This is a genomic window from Nocardiopsis sp. iso_186 (assembly GCF_056173365.1).
Genome location: NZ_CM149670.1, coordinates 4,123,262 through 4,143,430, shown reverse-complemented (window position 1 = coordinate 4,143,430; position 20,169 = coordinate 4,123,262). Strand labels below are relative to the sequence as shown.

Below are 20,169 nucleotides of genomic sequence, written 5' to 3'. Positions count from 1 at the left end.
CGCGGTACCGTTTGCTGCATGGTAGGCAGTACTACGCCGAACGCGCCCTTCGGCCAGATGTTGACCGCGATGGTCACCCCAATGCACGACGACGGCGACGTCAACTACGACGGCGTTGCCCGGCTCGCGGTGTACCTGGTCAACGAGCAGCGCAACGACGGGATCGTTGTCAGTGGCACGACCGGAGAGTCGCCGACCACGAGCGATGACGAGAAAGACCGTGTCCTGCGCGCCGTTGTAGAGGCCGTCGGCGACCGGGCCACCGTCATCGCCGGGGTGGGAACCAACGACACCCGACACAGCATCGAGTTGGCCAAGGCCGCCGAGCGCGCTGGCGCGCACGGCCTGCTCACGGTCACTCCCTATTACAACAAGCCGCCCCAAGAGGGGCTGCTGCGCCACTTCACCGCGATCGCCGACGCCACCGAGCTTCCGGTGATGCTCTATGACATCCCGCACCGCACCGGGACCCCGATCGCCTCTGAGACCCTGGTCCGCCTCGCCGAGCACCCGCGCATCCTCGCCAACAAGGACGCCAAGGACGACCTGGGCGCGAGCTCCTGGGTCATGGAACGCACCGGCCTGGCCTACTACTGCGGCTCGGACATGTTCAACCTGCCGATGCTCTCCATCGGCGCAGCCGGCTTTGTGAGCGTTGTCAGCCACATCGTCGGCACCGATCTGTACGACATGATCGACGCCTACCACTCCGGCGACGTCACCCGGGCACTCGCCATCCACCGCCGGCTGACCCCGGTCTACACCGGGATGTTTCGCACCCAGGGCGTGATCACGACCAAGGCCGTGCTCAACATGTTCGGGCTGCCCGGCGGCGCGGTGCGCACTCCGCTCGCCGATGCCTCGGCAGAGCTCCAGGCGCTGCTGCGCGAGGACCTTGCCGCGGCCGGTGTGAAGGGGCCCATCGGGCTTGCTCCGCACCAGGCGGTTCCCGGGGGTGCCGTGGGAGTGGAACGGCTGACGGAAGGATCCGCATGAGTCACCCGCATCCCGAGCTTGCTCCGCCTCCGCCCCTGGCCAAAGGGGCGCTGAGGGTCGTCGCCCTCGGCGGACTGGGCGAGATCGGCCGCAACATGACGGTGTTCGAATACGCCGGCAGGTTGCTGATCGTCAACTGCGGGGTGCTCTTCCCCGAAGAGGAGCAGCCCGGTGTCAACCTCATCCTCCCGGATTTCGACTACATCCGGGACCGCCTCGACGACATCGAGGCGATCGTGCTCACGCACGGCCACGAGGACCACATCGGTGCCGTGCCGTTCCTGCTGCGCGAGCGTGCCGACATTCCGTTGGTCGGCTCCCGCCTGACGCTGGCGTTCATCTCGGCCAAGCTCGGCGAGCACCGCATCAAGCCGGAGGTGGTCCAGGTCGAAGAGGGGGAGCGCCGCTCCTTCGGTGACTTCGACCTCGAATTCTTCGCGGTGAACCACTCCATCCCCGATGCCCTGGCCGTGGGGATCCGGACCCCGGCAGGTTCGCTGCTGCACACCGGCGACTTCAAGATGGACCAGCTGCCGCTGGACGGACGCATCACCGACCTCGGCGGATTCGCCCGGTTCGGTGCCGAAGGCGTCAACATGCTGCTGTCGGACTCCACCAACGCAGAGGTGCCGGGCTTCGTCACCAGCGAGCGCGACATCGCGGGAGTCATCGACAACGTTTTCGCCAAGGCAGACAAGCGCATCATCCTGGCCTGTTTCGCCTCGCACATCCACCGTGTCCAGCAGGTCCTGGACGCTGCCCAGGCACACGGCCGCAAGGTCGCGTTCGTCGGGCGCTCCATGGTCCGCAACATGAACATCGCCAGGGACCTGGGTTACCTGAAGATCCCCGGCGGGTTGCTGGTGGACGTCAAGGAGCTCGACGGCCTGCCCGAGAGCGAGGTGCTGATGGTGTGCACCGGCTCCCAGGGCGAGCCGATGGCCGCGCTGAGCCGGATGGCCAACCGCGACCACCAGATCCGCATCGAGAAGGGCGACACGGTCGTCCTGGCCTCTTCGCTCATCCCGGGCAACGAGAACTCGGTCAACCGTGTCATCAACGGCCTGACCCGGTGGGGCGCCAAGGTCGTGCACAAGGGCAACGCCCTGGTGCACGTGTCGGGGCACTCCTCTGCCGGCGAGCTGCTGTACGTCCTCAACATGGTCAAGCCGCGCAACTTCATGCCGGTCCACGGCGAATGGCGCCACCTGCGGGCCCACGCCCGCCTCGCCGAACTCAGCGGTGTTCCCGAGAACCGGGTGGTCATCGCCGAGGACGGCGTCGTCGTCAACCTGTACAAGGGCAAGGCGCGCATCGCCGGAGTGGTCCAGGCCGGGTACGTCTACGTGGACGGCAACTCCGTGGGCGACGTCACCGAGTCCGCGCTCAAGGACCGTCGGATCCTCGGGGACGAAGGCTTCATCTCCGTGGTCATCGCGGTGGACTCCACCAGCGGCAAGTTCATCGGGGAACCCCAGATCCACACGCGCGGTGCCGGTATCGACATTGACGCCTACGACGAGGTCATCCCCAAGATCCAGAGCGCACTGGAGCGGGCGGCCTCCGACGGCATCACCGATCCCGGGCAATTGCGCCAACTGGTGCGCCGCAGCGTCGGTCGTTGGGTCAGTGACACGTACCGTCGTCGCCCCATGATCGTTCCCGTGGTGGTCGAGGTCTAGGCACCGGCACCACCATTACGCGCCCCGGGGGGCGGCCCGCTGGCCGCCCCCCGGGGCGCGACACGCCAGGGACCGCTGTTCCGGGAAACCGGTGACTTCCTTAGTAGGCTGCCGGTCATGGCCACCCGCGCGCCCAAGTCCTCCCAGCGTTCCGGCGGTGAAACGTCCCGTGGCGGCGGATCGGGCCGGAAGGCCCCGGCCCGCCGGCCCGCCGCTCCGACGTCTCGTCCCCGGCAGTCCGCAAAGCGGGCCCCGGCCGCCAGGCGGGGCAACGCCTCTGAGGGCCCCATCGCCCTGCTTTTCACCTGGATCGGTCGCGCGATCCTCTTCGCGTGGCGCATGCTCGCCCATACCGTCGGCGGTCTGGCCCGTGCCACCGGGCGCAGCGCACGCGACCTCGACCCCGACCTGCGCCGCGACGGCGCCGGGATGATCCTGCTCGCGCTGGGGCTGCTCATCGCCGCAGCCGTATGGTGGGACACCGAGGGGCCTCTGCTGGATGCCACCCGTATGGTCGTCGTCGGCGGTTTCGGTGCTTTCTCCCCGGTGCTGCCGCTGTTGTGCCTGCCGTTCGCCTGGCGGCTCATGCGCACACCGGGGACCGGACAGACCGATGTCGGCCGCCTGGTCATCGGTTGCGTGGCACTGTTGGTCGGCCTGCTCGGCCTCATCCACATCGGTCACGGCATTCCCTGGCCTTCGGAGGGGCAGGAGGCCATGCGCAGTTCCGGAGGCCTCATCGGGTTCGCCGCCTCCGGCCCTCTCAGCATGCTGATCACCCCGTGGCTCACCGGTGCCCTGCTGTTGATGCTGGTGGTGTTCGGTCTGCTCGTGGTCACCGCCACCCCCGTCCACCGCATTCCCGAGCGGCTCAGCCAGCTCTTCGGCGGCCTCGTGGAGCGTGAGGACGACGGCCCCTCGGCCGGCCTGGAGATCTTCGACGACGAGGGGGAGCAGCAGGCCCCGCCCAAGCGCAAGCGCAAACCGAGGGCGAAGAAGGACGAGGAGCAGCCGGAAACGCATGCGGGGGACCACGAGCGTCCCTACGACACGCCTGTGGTGGAGACCGCCAAGCCGCCGCGCAAGCCTGCCCCCGACCCCACCCCGGCGCCGGCCGCGGTGGAGCAGTTGTCCATCCCCTCCCGGGTGGTGGACGGCGACTACGAACTCCCGCCGCCGATGCTGCTCAAGCCGGGGACTCCGTCCAAACCCCGGACGAAGGCCAACGACATCGTCGTCGAGGCGCTCAGCGGTGTCATGGACCAGTTCAACGTGGACGCCGAGATCACCGGTTTCACCCGTGGTCCTACGGTCACCCGGTACGAGATCGAACTGGGCCCGGCGGTGAAGGTCGAGAAGGTCACCGCGCTCACCAAGAACATCTCCCTCGCGGTCAAGAGCGCCGACGTGCGCATCCTGTCGCCCATCCCGGGAAAGTCCGCGATCGGGGTGGAGATCCCGAACACCGACAAGGACATCGTCAGTCTCGGCGACGTCATGAGCTCCACCGCCGCCACCTCCGACGACCACCCCATGCTGGTGGGCCTGGGCAAGGACGTCGAAGGGTCCGACGTGGTCGCCAACCTCGCGAAGATGCCGCACGTGCTGGTGGCAGGTGCCACCGGTGCCGGTAAGTCAACCTGCATCAACGGACTCATCACCTCGATCATGATGCGGGCGACCCCCGACGAGGTCCGACTCATCCTGGTCAACCCCAAGCGCGTCGAGCTCACCATGTACGAGGGCATCCCGCACCTCATCACGCCGATCATCACCAGCCCGAAGAAGGCTGCCGACGCTTTGCAGTGGGTGGTCGGCGAGATGGACCGCCGCTACGACGACCTCGCGGCGTCGGGCTACCGGCACGTCAACGACTTCAACGCCGCTGTGCGCGCAGGAGAGCTCACCGCACCACTGGGCAGCGAACGGGTCTACGAGCCCTATCCCTACCTGCTGGTGATCGTGGACGAGCTCGCCGACCTCATGATGGTCGCTCCGCGCGACGTCGAGGAGTCGGTCGTGCGCATCACCCAGCTCGCCCGTGCCGCCGGGATCCACCTCGTGCTGGCCACCCAGCGCCCCAGCGTTGACGTCGTCACCGGGCTCATCAAGGCCAACGTGCCGTCGCGTCTGGCCTTCGCCACCTCCAGCCTTTCCGACAGTCGTGTCATCCTGGACCAGCCCGGTGCCGAGAAACTGGTCGGAAAGGGCGACTCGCTCTTCCTGCCGATGGGCTCTTCCAAACCCATCCGGTTGCAGAACGCCTGGGTCTCCGAGAAGGAGATCCGTACGATCGTCAACCATTGCAAAAAGCAGTCCGAACCCGCCTACCGCGAGGACGTCGGAGTAGGCGAGGCGAAGAAGAAGGAGATCGACGAGGAGGTCGGCGACGACCTCGACCTGCTGCTCCAGGCCATCGAACTGGTCGTGACCACCCAATTCGGTTCGACCTCGATGCTGCAGCGCAAGCTGCGCGTCGGTTTCGCCAAGGCCGGGCGGTTGATGGACCTCATGGAGAGCCGCGACATCGTGGGCCCCAGCGAGGGGTCCAAGGCTCGTGACGTACTCGTCACTCCTGAGGGGCTTCCCGAGGTCCTGGCGGGTCTGCGAGTTGACTGAGCGGGGCACGGGAGCACCGGTTTCTCGCCCGGGACACCGACCGTCTCGTGCAGGAAGGGTTTCTGCCGGTCACGTGTCGGGCCCCGTCGCCGCTCCATGACACCTGCGCGGATGTTGGTCTTTTCTTGACCTTGGGCCTAGGCGTGTTTGCGCATCGTTGCGGCGCCCAGTCGAGACATTGGGAGATTGAAGACGTAACCACACGCGTGTCGATGGGAGTGCGTATGACGACGATCGGCCAGGTCCTCGCCGGCGCCCGTCAGGACGCCGGCCGCTCGGTCGCCGACCTGAGCCGGGCCACCTGCATCACCGAGCAGGTGATCCATGCGATGGAGCGTGACGACTTCGACGCCTGCGGAGGGGACTTCTACACCCGGGGTCACCTCCGGTCCGTCTGCCGGGTGCTGGCGGTCGATCCGGCCCCATTGATCCGCTGGTTCGACGAGGAGTACGCCGACGCCCCTCCTCAGCCGGCGAGTGCGGAGGAGGTCATGGCGCCCGGGCCCCAGGCGTCCGTGGCCGCGCGTGTCCGGGACAGGCGCAGGGTCGTGGCCGGGGCGGCGATCGCGCTGATGCTGGGTGCGCTCACGGTCTGGGCCTGGTCGGACTCCGCGAGCCAGCAGTCCGGCACGGCGGCGCGGATCGCACTGCAAACGGCGGAGGGGCCCTCCCCGGCCCGGAGCGAGGCGTCCGAACAGGAGAAGAGGTCGGTACCGGCCGGAGCAGAAGTACCGGCCAGGGACGCCGAGCCGGCCGCTCCAGCCGCGAGTCCCGACGACACGGGGACGACCGGTGCCGCAGCCGTTCCCGTGGAGGGCCCGGTGACCCTGCGGATCACCGCTCGGGAGCGCACGTGGCTCAGCGTCCACAACGAGGCGGGCGACAACCTCTTCGTCGGTGTGCTCGACGAGGGGACCACCGACGAATGGACCGACGGTCGGGAGCTGCGGCTCCACGTGGGAAACGCCGGAGGTCTCCGTATCGAAGTCAACGGCGAGGACATCGGGGAGCCCGGGTCCGTGGGTGAGGTGACCCGCTTCACTTTCACCCCGGAGGGTGTCGCCGGACGGTGACGGAGACCCGAGGGAAGGCAACCCTGAGGCCGAAGAGCCCCTTGGGACGACCTACCCTTGAAGGACCGCGGCGGTCCCGCCGTATTCCCGTTCTCCCGTACCTTGGAAGCCATGTCATCGCGCCGTACTGTTTCGCTCGTCACCCTGGGGTGCGCGCGAAATGAGGTTGACTCCGAAGAACTAGCCGGTCGGCTCGCCGTCAGCGGCTGGGACCTGGTGGACCCCGACGAAGGCGAAAGCGCCGACGTCGTCGTCGTTAACACCTGCGGTTTCATCGAAGCCGCCAAGCAGGACTCCATCGAGGCCCTGCTCAACGCGGCCGAGGACGGGACCAAAGTCGTCGCCGCCGGCTGCATGGCCGAGCGCTACGGCTCCGAGCTCGCCGAGGCCATGCCCGAGGCGCAGGTCATCAGCTTCGACGACTACGCCGAGATCGGCCAGCGTCTCGACGACGTCGTCGAAGGCAGGTCGCTCGTCCCGCACGAGCCCAGGGACCGGCGGACCCTGTTGCCGATCTCCCCGGTCGAGCGCAGCGCGCAGGCCGGTGTGCACGTCCCGGGCCACGCGCCCTTCGCCGACCCGCTGACCCCGCTGCCCGAGGGCGTCGCCCCGGCCTCCGGCCCGGTCCTGCCGAGGCTGCGCCTGACCGGTGGTCCTGTCGCCAACCTCAAGATCGCTTCCGGCTGCGACCGGCGCTGTACCTTCTGTGCGATCCCTGCCTTCCGCGGCGCCTACGTCTCCCGCACGCCCGACGACGTGGTGCGCGAGGCGGAATGGCTGGCGGGGGAGGGAGTGCGAGAGCTCTTCCTGGTCAGTGAGAACTCCACCTCCTACGGCAAGGACCTGGGCGACCTGCGCGCACTGGAGGGGGTGCTGCCCCGCCTGGCCGCGGTTCCCGGTATCGAGCGGGTGCGGGTGAGCTACCTCCAGCCCGCAGAGGTGCGTCCCGGGTTGATCGATGTGCTCACCCGTACGCCCGGTGTCGTCCCCTACTTCGACCTCTCCTTCCAGCACGCCAGCGGGACACTGCTGCGGCGCATGCGCCGTTTCGGCGACCGGGTGCGTTTCCTCGAACTGTTGGAGACCGTCCGAAAGGCCGTCCCCGAGGCCGGGGCGCGCTCGAACTTCATCGTCGGCTTCCCGGGGGAGACCGAAGAGGAGTTCAACGACCTGGCGGCTTTCCTCCAGGAGGCCCGTCTCGACGCGATCGGGATCTTCGGATACTCCGACGAGGACGGCACCGAGGCCGCCGGCCACGCGGACAAGCTCCCCGAGGAGGTCGTCGCGTCGCGGGTCGAGACACTCAACCAACTGGCCGAGGAGCTCATGGCCCAGCGCGCGGAGGAGCGCGTGGGATCGACCGTGCGGGTCCTCGTGGAGGCCGAGCTCGGCGAGGGCACCTACGAGGGCCGCTCGGAGCACCAGGCGCCAGAGGTGGACGGCAGCACGATCGTGCACGCCGACCGCGAACTGGCAATCGGCGAGATCGTGACCGCGACCGTTATGGCGGCGCTGGGCGTGGACCTCGTGACCGAACTCGACGACGATACGGCCCCGTAATGAGCCGACCCGATCCCGCTGTCCCGGCAGGCCAGCAAGCCCCGGTTCTCAACATCGCCAACGTCTTGACGGTGAGCCGGCTCGTCATGGTGCCGCTCTTCGTCATCTTCATGTTCCAGGACGGCCTGTGGTGGCGCCTGGCGGCATTCTCCGTCTTCGTCATCGCCGCGATCACCGACCGGATCGACGGCGAACTCGCCCGCCGTCGCAACCTCGTCACCGACTTCGGCAAGATCGCCGACCCCATCGCCGACAAGGCACTCACCGGTGCGGCGCTCGTCGTGCTGTCGATGCTGGGGGAGCTGTGGTGGTGGGTCACCATCGTCATCCTGGTGCGCGAGTGGGGGATCACGGCGCTGCGTTTCGCGGTGATCCGCTACGGAGTCATCCCGGCCAGTCGCGGGGGGAAGCTCAAGACGGTCCTGCAGATCGTCGCGATCAGTGTCTACCTTTTCCCGCTGCCCGACTACCTGTTCCTCCAGGCGATCGCGCACGCGATCATGGCCGTCGCTCTCGGCGTCACCCTGTGGACCGGTGGCGACTACATCTTCCAAGCCCTCAAGCTGCGCAAGCAGTCGAGGTCCGCTTCGGACAAGGGCTGATCCGATGGCCGGCCCCGAGACGGTGGCCCTCGCTGCGCAGGCGCACGCCCTGCTCCTCGGCCGCGCGGCCACTGTCGCGACCGCGGAGTCGCTGACCGGTGGTCTGATCGGTGCCGCGATCACCTGTGTTCCAGGTGTATCGGCCACGTTCCGCGGGGGAGTGGTTTCTTATGCCACCGACGCCAAGCGCGACGTCCTGGGAGTGCCGGGTGAACTGCTCGCCGAACACGGCGCGGTGCATCCCGATGTCGCGCTCGCCATGGCGAAGGGGGTTCGCAGAGTGCTTTGGGCCACCTTCGGTCTCGCCGTGACCGGCGTGGCGGGGCCCGACTCCCAGGACGGCCGACCTCCCGGGACGGTGTTCGCGGCGGTGGCCGGTCCCGGCCACTGGTTGACCGTGGTGGAGTTGCGGCTGACAGGAGACCGGGGCGAAATACGCGAAAAAACTGTTGACCAGGCACTTTCCCTCCTTTTGTGCAGCGTGGCCAAAACCACCCTGAAATAGCGGGGCACATCCCGTTCAAGTGACCAGGGGTGGGGAACAAACCCTGACCAAGATCGTGTTACCCCTCCAGCGAACAGGAAGCCATGAGGTGCGACGATCGGGCTTCGGCCAGGTACGGTGTTTCCAAGAAGGTCGCTACCGGTGGGAGGGAGCGCGAATGATGGTCCTGCTTCGTCACCTACTTGGTGACGTGCTACGGCGGCTACGGCAGCGGCAGGGCCGCACTCTCCGTGAGGTTTCGGCCGATGCCCGAGTCTCGCTGGGATACCTGTCGGAAGTTGAACGCGGGCAGAAAGAGGCTTCCTCGGAACTGCTCTCCTCGATCTGCGGTGCACTGGGGGTCCCACTCTCCCAGGTACTGCGTGAGGTCTCCGACCAGCTGGCCCTGGCAGAGCTCCAGGAAGCGGCTCAGCTCGGCGGAGCCGTTCCAGCCGGATCCGGTGCGGGGCGGCTCGGTATCGAGTCGATCCCCGACCGCGTCCCCGACGTTGTGAACATGGTGGGTGTGTAACGGACACCCCGGCCGGTGCCAGTGGTCAATCGGTGATGCCGTCGGTCGCGATGATGCGGCCGGCGCATTGCTGTTCCCCCAGGTTTTCCCCGGATGCGTCCTGACTCCCTGCGGCTGACGGCCCGTTTCCCCCGGTCGCCCTCGGGCAGTGGTCCTGGTGCCGTACGCAACACATCAGGGGGATGATCAGCAATGGCGAAGATTCACGGAGCGCTCGGCGAGGACGAACGAAGGATCACGGGTCAGGCGCTGCAAGAAGCCGTCGTCAACTTGATCGATCTGTCGCTGCTGGCCAAACAGGCGCACTGGAACGTGGTCGGGCGGACCTTCCGCTCCATCCATCTCCAACTCGACGAACTCGTCGAGGCCGCCCGCAACCACACCGATGTACTGGCCGAGCGGGCCATCGCCATCGGGGTCAACCCCGACGGGCGGTCGATCAAGGTCGCGCAGGACTCCCAGATCAACCAGCCCGACCCGGGATATTTGCAGGAGGACAAGGCGATCGCCACGATCGTCAACGTCCTGGGGGACGTGGTCAAGCGTTTCCGCGCGCACGTTCACGCCACCGAGGAGGCCGACCCGGTGACCCAGGACTTCCTCATCAGCGCCTCGCAGGACCTCGAACAGCAGCACTGGATGTTCGAGGCCATGCGCTGACCGCGGAGGCCATCGGTTGACGTTCAAGCGCCGGCGGCGACTCGGGGGAGTCGCCGCCGGCGCTTACGTGTGTGGGCTCAGCTCGCCCACGCTTCCGGGTCTTCGGCGAGTACCCGGACGGCGTCGGGAAGCTTGGCCGTGGAGACGTGTTCCAGCGTCACTGTCTCCAGGATGGCTCGCTCACTGGCGCGCAACGCGATCCACACCTGCTGCAGGCTGCGTGCGGCGCCGTCGTAGTCAACGTGTTCTGGACGTTCGCCGCGGACGTTGGCCAGTGGCCCGTCAACGGCTCGGATGATGTCGGCGAGGGAGATCTCCGACGCCGGCCGGGCGAGCCAGTACCCGCCGACCGGGCCCCGCTGGCTGCGCACCAGGCCGGCGCGGCGCAACTGGGTGAGGATGTTCTCCAGGAATTTTCCGGGTATGGCCTGGGCGCGCGCGAGTTGTTCGGCCGTGACGGGGCCGCCACTGGCGGCTGCGAGTTCGGCCGCGGCGCGCAACGCGTAATCGACCCGGGCGGAAAGGCGCATGCTGCGATTATGCCGTGAATCGAAGGGAGTTCGGGTCAATGGGGCACCCGCGGGGCCGCGCCGAAACGTCGTTGTTCCGCATTACCAGTTCTCCTACCGGGATTGGCGATGACGGGAGCGCGTGAAATCCGATGCCGGTTCGGTACCGGCCCCGCGCGCCGTCTGGCGCTATCAGCGTACCGAGGCCGCGGTCGGCGAGCCCAGGACCTCGGCCGCGCTCTGTCCGTTGACCCGTGCCGCACCGTAGGTGCTGATGTGCGCGCGGCTGTCCGGACGCCACACCGGAAGGCCCATCTCCACCACCACTACGTCCGGACGGGCCTGGCACACGCGGTCCACGAACGCGCGGGTCGTGGGGTAACGATGGGCGTCGCGCACCACGACGACCAGGTCGCGTCCAGAGGCCGAGGCCAGCAGGTCCGCCACATCGGCCTTCTCGGCGTCCAGGCGCACCGTCTGGGGGAACCAGGGGGACAACCCCCACGGGACCTCACCCACCGCGATTCCCGCGGGAGCGTCCACCTCAAGGACGAATGGGGCGTGGAGGCGCTCCAGTTCTCCGGTGACGCGGACGGCGCGCCGCGCCCCGTCCAGTCCGATTCCGACCGCTCCCGTCGCGGGCGTCGACGCCTGCCCGGCCGTCCAGGCACGGACGTCAGCGGTGCGAGCCGCGGCCTCTTCGAGCCGCTCCCCGCTGAGCCGGCCTTCATGTACAGCGGCCACCACGGCCGCCCGGACCGCTGCGACCTCGTCGGCGTAGGCGAACCTCCCCAGGCACAGCAGGTCGCAACCGGCTGCCAGTGCGCGCACCGCAGCCTCCGGAACGCCGATGTCGCCACTCACGCCGTGCATGTCCAGGGCATCGGTGATCACCATCCCGTCGAAGCCCAACTCGTCGCGCAGCAGTCCCGTCACGATCTCGGGCGCCAGCGTGGCCGGTGCGCTCACTCCCAGGCCCGGCAGCTGGATGTGCGCGGTCAGGATGCTGCGCACGCCCGCTTCGATCGCCGAGCGGAAAGGCAGGAGTTCACGCCGGGCCAACAGGTCCGGGGCGGCGTCGATCGAGGGGAGCTCGGTGTGGGAGTCCTGGTGGGTGGCGCCGTGCCCCGGGAAGTGCTTGGCGCAGGCCGCGACTCCGGCGCCCTGGAGCCCGCGTACGGCGGCCATAGCGTGCCGGGCCACGAGTTCGGGGTCGGCCCCGAAGGACCGGGTCCCGATCACCGGGTTGTCGGCAGCGGTGTTGACGTCCACAGAGGGTGCCAGGTCCAGGTTGAAGCCCAGCGTGTGCAACTCCGCGGCCAGCGAGTAGTGGACGGCCTGGGTGAGGTCGGTGTCGTCGATCGCGCCCAGGGCGGCGTTGCCGGGGTACTCGCTGCCGCCGCGCTGTCCGATCCGGGTGACGTCACCACCCTCCTCGTCCAGGGAGATCAGCGGCGCATCTGCGGCGGCGGCGATTCGGGCGTTCACCCGGGTGATCTGTCCGGCGTCTTCGATGTTGTTGTGGAAGACACACACGCCGGCGAACCCGTCGGCCAGGCCCTCCAGGAGCCAACGCGGTGCGTCGTGTGCCTCGAATGGGACGAGCAGCGTGGCGTTGGCAAGACGTTCCAGGCTCCGGTCAGCGGGCATCGCGAACTCCGTTTCGAACAGGGGGAGGCGGTTGACCCCGGTCGCGGGGCCGCGTGGGACATCGTGAAAAGGGCGGGCTCCGCGCGCCCGGACGATCCCTGCCCCGGGCGCGGTACGCAACAGTGGGTCAGCCCTTGACGGCTCCCATGGTGAGACCGGACACCATTCGCCGCTGCACGAACAGGAAGAAGATCATCACCGGGATGGTCAACAGGGTCGAGGCCGCCATGATCGCCCCCCAGTCGGTGCCGTAGCGCCCGAAGAAGTAGGACAGCGTCAACGGCAGTGTGTACGACTCGCTGCTGCGCCCGAGGAAGGTCAGCGCGATGATGAACTCGTTCCAGGCCGTGATGAAGGCGAAGATGCTTGCCGCGACCAGGCCCGGCGCCACCAGCGGCATCAGAATGCGCCAGAAAACCGTCCAGTGGCCGGCGCCGTCGATGGCGGCGGCCTCCTCCAGTTCCTTGGGAACCGCCGCGACGAATCCACGCATCATCATGATGGTGATGGGCAGTTGCACGGCCGTGTAGGCGAAGACCAGACCGGTCAGCGTCCCCAGCATCTGGATGCCGGTGCCGTCCTGGATGTGCCGGAAGTTGATGAAGATCGAGATGATCAGCGCCTCGATCGGCACCATCTGGATCACCATCAGGGTGACGATCAGTGTGGTGCGCAGCCGGAACTTGAACCGGGCCACCGCGATGGCCGCCAGCAGCGCCAGGACCGCGCCGATCGCAACCGACGCCAGCGTCACGAGCAGGCTGTTGACGAGGAACTGCCAGAAGTCCACGCCCGGGATCACGTTGCCGTTGATCACCTGGTCGAAGTTCTTCAGGGTCGGGGACTGGGGAAAGAACGTCGGTTCCTTCGCGAACAGTTCGCCGCCGGGTTTGAAGGCGGTGGAAACCATCCAGTAGACGGGGAACACCGAGAAGACGAAGACGGCCAGGCCCGCGGCGTAGAGACCTGCTCGGCCGGCGAGCCGGCGCGCGCGCAGTACCGGGTCGATCCGGTGCACCGGGCGGGGCGCCGTGGTCGGGGCGCTCATCGGGTCTCCCCCTGACGGATCATGATGCGCAGGTAGTACACGGTGACGCAGAGGACGAGTGCCGTCATGACCACCGCGATCGCCGAGCCGAGGCCGAAGTTGGCCGGGCTGGCGTTGAAACCCTGCTGGTAGATGTAGTACGAGAGCAGGTAGGCGTCCGGATTGGCGAAACTGCTCCCGGTCAAGATGTAGAGCTGGGTGAACACCCGTAGGTCCCAGATGATCTGTAGAACGATGATCAGTGAGAACAGCGGCTTGAGCATCGGGAAGGTGACGGCCCAGAAGGACCGCCAGGCGCTCGCGCCGTCCATACGGGCCGCCTCGTAGAGCTCGCTCGGGATGCTCTTGAGGCCCGCCAGCACGGTCATCGCCACGAACGGGAAGCTCTGCCAGATCACCACGATGACCAACAGGGTGAAAAGCGAGGTCGCGTCCAGGAACCAGTTGTAGCGCAGCCATCCGGTGCCCACCAGCCAGTCGGGAAGGGCCTCCAGCACGTGGTTGGCGAAACCGCGCTCCGGGAAGAAGAGCCAGCGAAAGACCAGCGATGCGCTGATGGCCGGGGTCGCCCAGGCCAGCATCATTCCCACGGCGACGAAAGTGGAGAACGCCTTGGGGAGCTTGTGCAGCAGCAGACCCACCAGAGTGCCCAGGATGATGGTGCCGCTCACCATGAGTACGCAGATCAGGACGGTCTTGCCCAGGACCGACCAGAAGTAGGGATCGGTCAGCAGGGTCTGGTAGTGCGCGAAGTTGTTCCACTTGGGTGCCGGAGCATTGGGCATGAGGTTGCGGATGGTGTAGGAGTGCAGCGAGTTCCACACCATCTGCAGCATCGGCCAGAGCAGCACGACACCGAGGACGATAACGGCGGGGGCGATCAGCGCGTAGGGCGGTAGTCCGCGAAGGAGTCTGCGGCCAAGCGGCGGCTGTGCGGGGCGGTCGCGCCTGCCCTGCCTGCTGGGCCGATCGGGACCAGACGGAGGCTCGGCCGTCATGGTCACCTCGGTGGTGTGTGCCATGGCTTCAGGGTTTCTCGGTCGGGTGACACGGGACCGGTGGCCGGCGGGGCTCGCCCGCCGGCCACCGGTGAGGGGCCGGGGTAGCGGCGGGGCCGCTACTCGACCGGCTTGTTCAGGGTCTCCTGCAGCTGCTCGTTGTACTTGGCCAGGACGTCGTCCACGTCGCCGCCCTGGGCGATCTCCAGGACGACCTTGGGCAGGATCTTCTGGTCCTGGTCGGCCGAGTTCCAGTTCGGGGTGGCCGGGAAGAACTGGGTGCTCTGCATCTGCTCCGCGCCGGCCTTCTTGAGGGGGTCGGAGGTGTACTTGTCCTGGGTGAGGAGCTCGGGGTAGGCCGGGAAGAAGCCCGCGGTCTCGGCGAACTTGTCGCCCCACTCCTTGCCGGCGAGCAGCTGGAGCAGTTCGGTCGCGGCTTCGGGGTTCTCCGTGGTGCTCCACACCGAGAGGTTGGAGCCGCCCGCGAAGGCCGGAGCGGGACCGTCGGCTCCGGGCAGCACCGTGGTGTCGATGTTGTCCAGGACGGCCGGGTCCTCGGCCACGCCCTCCCAGGCGCCGCGCGCCCAGCTGCCGTCGATGTACATGCCGAGGTTGCCGTTGGCCATGTCGTTGAGGCAGCCGTCGTTCTCGTTGGCACCAAGGGCACTCGACGGGGAGACGGTGTCGTCGGCGCTGAGCCCGGCGTAGAACTCGATCGCTTCCTTGGCGGCCGGGTCGGTCAGTTTCGCTTCCCACTGGTCACCGTTTTGCACCGCGATCTCACCGCCGTTGCCCCAGATGAAGCTGGCGATACCGTTGGTGAAGTCGGTCGGCGCGCAGAAGCCGGGGACGTCGTGCTCCTTGTTGATCTTCTCCGCGACGTCGGTGAGCTCGTCCCAGGTCGTGGGGGCCTCGACGCCGAGGTCGCGCAGCCAGTCGGAGCGGTAGTAGAGGGTGCGCACCCCGGAATACCAGGGGATGCCGTAGGTGGCGCCGTCGTAGGCCGCGAACTCCAGGGCGTTCTGGTCGAGGTCCGCGGCCTCGTCCCAGCCGTTGACCGCCTCGGTGATGTCAACCAGCGCGCCCTGGGACGCCCAGTTGGCGCCCTGGTCGTTGCCGATCTCGATGACGTCGGGGCTGTCACCGCCGGCCAGCGCGTTGGTCAGGGTGGTCTGCACGTCCGGCCAGGCGATGAACTCGACGTTGATCCCGCTATCGGGGTAGGACTCCTGCCAGGCTCCTTCTGCCTCGTCGAAGTACTCGACGATGGTGGGCTGGGAGTCGCCCATGATCCAGACGGTCAGTTCCGCGGGTACCTCACCGTCGCCGGTGGACTCGCCGCCGCCTCCGCCACAGGCGGAGGCGAGAAGGAGGAGCGACGAGGTCGCCGCGACCTTAGCGAATGCGAATTTCTTCACTTTGAATCTCCCTTTCACGAGTCGCCTCGCGTGCGGCGAGCCTCGGAAGATGAGGCCCCCGAAAAACATCTCGGTCGGCTACGAACGCTGTGCGGGCTTCGTCGTCGGTGCGGGGGTGTGCTGGGATAGCACTGTGTGTTCGGTCCATCCCAATCGGCTTTCGCCGGTCCGCCCGGAGAGAAATAGAAAGGGCGGTATTGGGAATGTGACCTTTCGTGAGACGACCGCTAAACTAACAGGAAACTTTCCTAATAAATAGAGATGGGGGAGTTACGGTTATGTCTCGACGCCCGGGGACTCCGAGGCTGTTGCGACAGCTCAACGACCGAGCGGCCCTGGAGTTGCTGTTGTCGTCCGGACCGCTCACGCGGACCCAGCTCGGCGAGGCCACCGGCCTGTCCAAAGTGACCGCCTCGCAGCTCCTCTCCCGCCTGGAGGAGCGCGAACTCGTGCACGTGATCGGGGCCCAGGCCGGGGGGCGCGGCCCCAACGCCGCACTGTACGCAGTGGTGCCCTCAAGCGCCTATGTGGCCGCTCTCGACGTCGGCCCGCATCAGGTCGCCGCAGCCATTGCCGATGTCACCGGCCGAATCGTCTCCCAGGTCACCGTCGATCCCACCGAATCCGACGATCCGGTCGCCCTCGTCCACACCGCGGTCATGCGCCTGGTGGAGACCTCCGGTGTTCCGCTGAGCCGGCTCACCGCCTGCGTCATCGGCACCCCGGGAGTGGTCAACCCGCGTACCGGCGACATGCGCTTCTCCTTCGAGTTGGGTTCCTGGCACGAAGGAGTCCTCGACGCGCTGCGCACCGATCTCAAGCGCTCGGTCGCCATCGAGAACGACGTGAACCTCGCGGCATTGGCGGAGCACGCCGAAGGGGCGGCACGGGGAATCCCCGACTTCGTCCTCATGTGGCTCGACAGCTCCGGCGGCGTGGGCATGTCCATCATGCTCGGCGACCGCATCCACCGGGGACGCTCGGGCGGGGCGGGGGAGATCGGTTACCTGCCCGTTCCCGGGGCCCCGCTCCCCGACGACATCGGGCTGCCCGGCGGCTACGAGTCGCTGCGCACCGCCTACGGCAAGCCCTCGCTCGCGCACGGTTTCCAGTCGCTCGTCGGTTCCAGGGAAGTCCTGGAACTGGCGGCCCGGCACGGCCTCGCCGCCGGCACGGTCACCGAGGCGGTGCGCCTGGCGCGGGCGGACCCGGGGAGCAAGGGGCTGTTCCTGGAGGAGCTCGCCGAACGTATCGCGCGTGGGGTTACCGCGGTCTGCGTCGTCCTCGACCCGGGGCTGGTGGTTCTGGGGGGCGACGTCCCACTTGTCGGAGGAGACGACCTCGCGGCGCGAGTGGCCGAGGCGGCCGGGCGTATCGGTCCCAACACCGCAGAGGTCCGGGTGAGCCAGGTGGGGGGGAACCCGGTTCTGCGCGGGGCGATCCTGGCGGCGTTGAAGAAGGCGCGGGAAGAGATGTTCGCCTCCACCGTGGGGTAGTCGAGGCCGCCACCGGGCCCGGAGGCCCAGGGTCCGGTGGTGTCTCAAGCGGTGAGGAGCCGGCGCATCGCGATTCGGCGGGCCACGGCGATTCCGGCCGCTTCCTCGGCCAGCCAGTGGACGGCGAGCTCGGGGCCCCAGGAGTCACGGGGAAACTCGGTGAAGCCGTTCCGGGCGTACCAGGGGGCGTTCCAGGCAAGATCGCCGAAGGTGGTCAAGGTGATCGCGCGGTGCCCCTGGGCGCGGGCCTTCGCGCAGGCCGCTGTCAGCAGGGCGGTCCCGATGCCGCGTCGGCCCAGTGTCGGATGTACCGCGATCTGCTCCAGGTGCGCGTTCCCGTCCAACTCGGTCAGCGCGGCCAGGCCTGCCGCTGGGCGGCCGGCCACCAAAACCAGTGGGCAGTGCGCCAACATGGGCCGCGGATCGTCCGGCGGCAGTTCCAGCCCGGCCCGGGCGAACAGGCCGTCGGCGGCCAGGCTCACCTCGACCAGTCGGTCGAGGTCGGTGTCCTCCATCGGTCGCACCGTGTAGTCCATCGGACCAGTCTGCCCTGCGAAGCGGTCGGTGTGACAGTCCGACGCGGTGGGCCGATACTGGTGTCGATGAGACTCTCCCATTTCTGGCAGCGGATGCACGAGCAGTTCGGCGAGTCCTATGCCGACAGTCTGGCCAGCGACTACGTTATCGAGGCCCTGGGGTCGCGGACCGTGCGTGCCGCGCTCGACGACGGTATGGGCGCCAAGGAGGTGTGGCGGGCGGTGTGCGACACCTTCGACGTCCCCGCCGCCGCGCGCTGAGGTCGCCCGATTCGACACTCCGGCACGCCTAGAGCCAAAAATCGAACAGAGGTTCGGGTACAGTGATGGTGTATCCGGGACGGGAGCGGCGTCGCCTGCTCCCTGGGGCACTCAGTGCCGGGCCCGGGTGGACGGTTGCGCCGTGACCGTCCACAGGAGACGCGCGGGTGGCGCGAAATGTCGTCGCCTCCGCGTAGCGTCGTCTCCATCATGAAAAAGAAAGCATCGACCCAACAGGGGTTTGCCGTGGCAGCTGCCGATCGAGACAAAGCTCTTGAAACCGCACTCGCTCAGATCGAGCGCCAGTTCGGCAAGGGCTCCATCATGCGCTTGGGCGATGATGAGCGACCGCCGATCGAGTCCATCCCCACCGGGGCGATCGCACTGGACGTCGCGCTCGGAATCGGAGGGATTCCGCGCGGCCGCATCGTGGAGGTATACGGTCCCGAGTCGTCGGGAAAGACGACCGTCGCCCTGCACGCCGTCGCCAGCGCGCAGCGTCTGGGCGGGATCGCGGCCTTCGTCAACGCCGAGCACGCGCTCGACCCCGTGTACGCCAAGAAGATCGGTGTGAACACCGACGACCTCCTCCTGTCCCAGCCCGACACCGGCGAGCAGGCGCTGGAGATCGTGGACATGCTGATCCGCTCCGGCGCGGTGTCCATCATCGTCATCGACTCCGTGGCCGCGCTCGTGCCCCGTGCGGAAATCGAGGGTGAGATGGGGGACAGCCACGTCGGTCTTCAGGCCCGGCTGATGTCGCAGGCACTGCGCAAGATCGCCGGTGCCCTGCACCAGACCAACACCACCGCCATCTTCATCAACCAGCTTCGGGAGAAGGTCGGCGTGATGTTCGGCTCTCCCGAGACCACCTCCGGCGGCCGGGCGTTGAAGTTCTACTCTTCGGTCCGCCTGGACGTGCGCCGCATCGAGACCCTCAAGGACGGTACCGACGCGGTCGGCAACCGCACCAGGGTCAAGGTGGTCAAGAACAAGGTCGCTCCGCCCTTCAAGCAGGCCGAGTTCGACATCCTCTACGGCGTAGGGGTCTCCCGCGAGGGCGGCCTGATCGACCTCGGGGTCGAGAACGGCATCGTGCGCAAGTCCGGTGCCTGGTACACCTACGAAGGCACTCAGCTCGGTCAGGGCAAGGAGAACGCGCGCAACTTCCTGCGCGAGAACGCCGACATGTCCAACGAGATCGAGAAGCGGATCAAGGAGAAGCTGGGCGTGCCCACCGGCGGCGACGACAGCGCAACCAGCGAGCCCGTCAAGGACGCCGCGGCCAAGGACGCCGCACCGACACCGCCCAAGCGGGCCGTGAAGAAGCCGGCCGCCGAAGCCAAGGCCGCGTCTCCTTCGGTGCCTGTTGCGGCAGGGGCGGCCGAGGCCGCCAAACCGACTTCCGCGGATGCCTGACCCGCGACCGGACGACGTGGACTCCGAGGCTCCTCCGGCCGCGTCCGCGCGGCCGGAGGAGGACCCCGAAACCAAGGCGCGGGCGATCTGCCTCCGTCTGCTCACCCTGGCGCCACGCACCAGATCGCAACTGGCCCAGGCGCTGCGACGTCGCGAGATCCCGGATGAGGCAGCCGAGGCTGTCCTGAGCCGTTTCAACGAGGCCGGGATCATCGACGACGCCGCTTTTGCAGCTGCCTGGGTGGACTCCCGGCACACCGGCAGGGGACTGGCCCGCCGTGCGCTTGCTGCTGAACTGCGCCAGCGCGGGGTCGATGAGGAAACGGTGCGCGACGCGGTCGAGGAACTCACCCCAGAACAGGAGGAGACAGCCGCCAGAAGCCTCGTGCGCCGCAAGCTCTCCGCCACCCGGGGCAAGGCACCCGAGGTGCGCACCCGCAGGCTCATGGGGATGCTCGCGCGCAAGGGCTATCCGGCAGGACTCGCCTACCGGGTGATCCGTGCCGAACTCGACGCCGAGGGCTACGACATCGACCTTCCCGAGCCCGATCTCGACTGATCGGTCCGTCTCCGTTCCGACCGATCGGCGTCCGATTCGCTTCAACAGGCCCCCAACCTCACAGCGG

19 protein-coding genes are annotated in these 20,169 nt (G+C 67.9%); 13 read left to right on the top strand and 6 right to left on the bottom strand.

All coding sequences use genetic code 11. The features are described from left to right. Positions 1-18: 18 nt before the first annotated feature. The 9 genes from dapA (at position 19) to AC0VYP_RS18175 (ending at position 10,208) form a co-directional block, all read left to right on the top strand. Complete coding sequence (dapA, locus tag AC0VYP_RS18215; RefSeq protein WP_475470878.1) at positions 19-996, top strand: 4-hydroxy-tetrahydrodipicolinate synthase; 978 nt, start codon at positions 19-21, stop codon at positions 994-996. Then, positions 993-2,678, top strand: coding sequence for a ribonuclease J (locus AC0VYP_RS18210; protein ID WP_475470877.1), 1,686 nt, complete (start codon positions 993-995; stop codon positions 2,676-2,678). Before dapA ends, AC0VYP_RS18210 begins: the two co-directional genes overlap by 4 nt. 117 nt (positions 2,679-2,795) lie before the next feature. Further along, entirely contained in the window at positions 2,796-5,297 is a 2,502-nt protein-coding gene (locus AC0VYP_RS18205; protein WP_475470875.1) for a DNA translocase FtsK, read from the top strand. 224 nt (positions 5,298-5,521) lie between these two features. Beyond that, positions 5,522-6,370 carry a helix-turn-helix domain-containing protein gene (locus AC0VYP_RS18200; protein WP_475470873.1) on the top strand — a complete coding sequence of 283 codons (849 nt, stop codon included), beginning with the start codon at positions 5,522-5,524 and terminating at the stop codon, positions 6,368-6,370. 111 nt (positions 6,371-6,481) lie between these two features. After that, complete coding sequence (rimO, locus tag AC0VYP_RS18195) at positions 6,482-7,930, top strand: 30S ribosomal protein S12 methylthiotransferase RimO (protein ID WP_475470871.1); 1,449 nt, start codon at positions 6,482-6,484, stop codon at positions 7,928-7,930. Next, positions 7,930-8,532 carry a CDP-diacylglycerol--glycerol-3-phosphate 3-phosphatidyltransferase gene (pgsA, locus tag AC0VYP_RS18190; RefSeq protein ID WP_285757273.1) on the top strand — a complete coding sequence of 201 codons (603 nt, stop codon included), beginning with the start codon at positions 7,930-7,932 and terminating at the stop codon, positions 8,530-8,532. Before rimO ends, pgsA begins: the two co-directional genes overlap by 1 nt. A gap of 4 nt (positions 8,533-8,536) precedes the next feature. Next, positions 8,537-9,037 carry a CinA family protein gene (locus AC0VYP_RS18185; protein WP_475470869.1) on the top strand — a complete coding sequence of 167 codons (501 nt, stop codon included), beginning with the start codon at positions 8,537-8,539 and terminating at the stop codon, positions 9,035-9,037. 157 nt (positions 9,038-9,194) lie between these two features. Then, a complete protein-coding gene (locus tag AC0VYP_RS18180; protein WP_475470868.1) occupies positions 9,195-9,548 on the top strand; it encodes a helix-turn-helix domain-containing protein in 354 nt (117 codons plus the stop codon). A 192-nt stretch (positions 9,549-9,740) separates the two neighbouring features. Then, positions 9,741-10,208, top strand: a complete 468-nt coding sequence (locus AC0VYP_RS18175; RefSeq protein WP_475470866.1) for a Dps family protein — start codon at positions 9,741-9,743, stop codon at positions 10,206-10,208. 77 nt (positions 10,209-10,285) lie between these two features. Here the strand turns inward: AC0VYP_RS18175 and AC0VYP_RS18170 are convergent, their stop codons facing one another. The 5 genes from AC0VYP_RS18170 to AC0VYP_RS18150 form a co-directional block, all read right to left on the bottom strand. Further along, a complete protein-coding gene (locus tag AC0VYP_RS18170; RefSeq protein ID WP_285757269.1) occupies positions 10,286-10,738 on the bottom strand; it encodes an RrF2 family transcriptional regulator in 453 nt (150 codons plus the stop codon). 171 nt (positions 10,739-10,909) lie between these two features. Beyond that, positions 10,910-12,367, bottom strand: coding sequence for a glycoside hydrolase family 3 protein (locus AC0VYP_RS18165; protein ID WP_285757268.1), 1,458 nt, complete (start codon positions 12,365-12,367; stop codon positions 10,910-10,912). Positions 12,368-12,494: 127 nt separating this feature from the next. Beyond that, a complete protein-coding gene (locus AC0VYP_RS18160) occupies positions 12,495-13,415 on the bottom strand; it encodes a carbohydrate ABC transporter permease (protein ID WP_285757267.1) in 921 nt (306 codons plus the stop codon). Further along, positions 13,412-14,437: a carbohydrate ABC transporter permease gene (locus AC0VYP_RS18155; RefSeq protein ID WP_285757266.1), complete on the bottom strand. Its 1,026-nt coding sequence runs from the start codon at positions 14,435-14,437 to the stop codon at positions 13,412-13,414. Before AC0VYP_RS18155 ends, AC0VYP_RS18160 begins: the two co-directional genes overlap by 4 nt. 95 nt (positions 14,438-14,532) lie before the next feature. Next, a complete protein-coding gene (locus AC0VYP_RS18150) occupies positions 14,533-15,831 on the bottom strand; it encodes an extracellular solute-binding protein (protein WP_475470863.1) in 1,299 nt (432 codons plus the stop codon). Positions 15,832-16,109: 278 nt separating this feature from the next. On the opposite strand from AC0VYP_RS18150, the gene AC0VYP_RS18145 reads away from it, so the two are divergent. After that, on the top strand, positions 16,110-17,327 hold the full coding sequence (locus tag AC0VYP_RS18145) for an ROK family transcriptional regulator (protein ID WP_475470862.1): 1,218 nt from the start codon (positions 16,110-16,112) through the stop codon (positions 17,325-17,327). A 44-nt stretch (positions 17,328-17,371) separates the two neighbouring features. Here AC0VYP_RS18145 and AC0VYP_RS18140 read toward each other — a convergent pair whose 3' ends face one another. Continuing rightward, on the bottom strand, positions 17,372-17,863 hold the full coding sequence (locus AC0VYP_RS18140) for a GNAT family N-acetyltransferase (protein WP_475470860.1): 492 nt from the start codon (positions 17,861-17,863) through the stop codon (positions 17,372-17,374). Between the two features lie 66 nt (positions 17,864-17,929). Here AC0VYP_RS18140 and AC0VYP_RS18135 point away from each other — a divergent pair, with 66 nt between their 5' ends. From AC0VYP_RS18135 to recX, 3 genes are all read left to right on the top strand, one after another. Continuing rightward, positions 17,930-18,124, top strand: coding sequence for a DUF3046 domain-containing protein (locus tag AC0VYP_RS18135; RefSeq protein WP_285757262.1), 195 nt, complete (start codon positions 17,930-17,932; stop codon positions 18,122-18,124). Positions 18,125-18,370: 246 nt separating this feature from the next. Then, positions 18,371-19,543: a recombinase RecA gene (gene recA, locus AC0VYP_RS18130; RefSeq protein ID WP_475470858.1), complete on the top strand. Its 1,173-nt coding sequence runs from the start codon at positions 18,371-18,373 to the stop codon at positions 19,541-19,543. Beyond that, positions 19,536-20,102, top strand: coding sequence for a recombination regulator RecX (gene recX / locus AC0VYP_RS18125; protein WP_285757261.1), 567 nt, complete (start codon positions 19,536-19,538; stop codon positions 20,100-20,102). Before recA ends, recX begins: the two co-directional genes overlap by 8 nt. The last annotated feature ends 67 nt before the right edge of the window (positions 20,103-20,169 follow it).

Excerpts from the sequence above, each read along its gene's own strand:
- AC0VYP_RS18175 (WP_475470866.1), top strand. The coding sequence starts at position 9,741 with ATGGCGAAGATTCACGGAGCGCTCGGCGAGGACGAACGAAGGATCACG.
- AC0VYP_RS18155 (WP_285757266.1), bottom strand. The coding sequence starts at position 14,437 with ATGGCACACACCACCGAGGTGACCATGACGGCCGAGCCTCCGTCTGGT.
- AC0VYP_RS18170 (WP_285757269.1), bottom strand. The coding sequence starts at position 10,738 with ATGCGCCTTTCCGCCCGGGTCGATTACGCGTTGCGCGCCGCGGCCGAA.
- recX (WP_285757261.1), top strand. The coding sequence starts at position 19,536 with ATGCCTGACCCGCGACCGGACGACGTGGACTCCGAGGCTCCTCCGGCC.
- AC0VYP_RS18185 (WP_475470869.1), top strand. The coding sequence starts at position 8,537 with ATGGCCGGCCCCGAGACGGTGGCCCTCGCTGCGCAGGCGCACGCCCTG.
- AC0VYP_RS18165 (WP_285757268.1), bottom strand. The coding sequence starts at position 12,367 with ATGCCCGCTGACCGGAGCCTGGAACGTCTTGCCAACGCCACGCTGCTC.
- pgsA (WP_285757273.1), top strand. The coding sequence starts at position 7,930 with ATGAGCCGACCCGATCCCGCTGTCCCGGCAGGCCAGCAAGCCCCGGTT.
- rimO (WP_475470871.1), top strand. The coding sequence starts at position 6,482 with ATGTCATCGCGCCGTACTGTTTCGCTCGTCACCCTGGGGTGCGCGCGA.
- AC0VYP_RS18205 (WP_475470875.1), top strand. The coding sequence starts at position 2,796 with ATGGCCACCCGCGCGCCCAAGTCCTCCCAGCGTTCCGGCGGTGAAACG.
- AC0VYP_RS18160 (WP_285757267.1), bottom strand. The coding sequence starts at position 13,415 with ATGAGCGCCCCGACCACGGCGCCCCGCCCGGTGCACCGGATCGACCCG.
- AC0VYP_RS18180 (WP_475470868.1), top strand. The coding sequence starts at position 9,195 with ATGATGGTCCTGCTTCGTCACCTACTTGGTGACGTGCTACGGCGGCTA.
- AC0VYP_RS18135 (WP_285757262.1), top strand. The coding sequence starts at position 17,930 with ATGAGACTCTCCCATTTCTGGCAGCGGATGCACGAGCAGTTCGGCGAG.
- AC0VYP_RS18200 (WP_475470873.1), top strand. The coding sequence starts at position 5,522 with ATGACGACGATCGGCCAGGTCCTCGCCGGCGCCCGTCAGGACGCCGGC.
- dapA (WP_475470878.1), top strand. The coding sequence starts at position 19 with ATGGTAGGCAGTACTACGCCGAACGCGCCCTTCGGCCAGATGTTGACC.
- AC0VYP_RS18140 (WP_475470860.1), bottom strand. The coding sequence starts at position 17,863 with ATGGACTACACGGTGCGACCGATGGAGGACACCGACCTCGACCGACTG.
- AC0VYP_RS18145 (WP_475470862.1), top strand. The coding sequence starts at position 16,110 with ATGTCTCGACGCCCGGGGACTCCGAGGCTGTTGCGACAGCTCAACGAC.
- AC0VYP_RS18210 (WP_475470877.1), top strand. The coding sequence starts at position 993 with ATGAGTCACCCGCATCCCGAGCTTGCTCCGCCTCCGCCCCTGGCCAAA.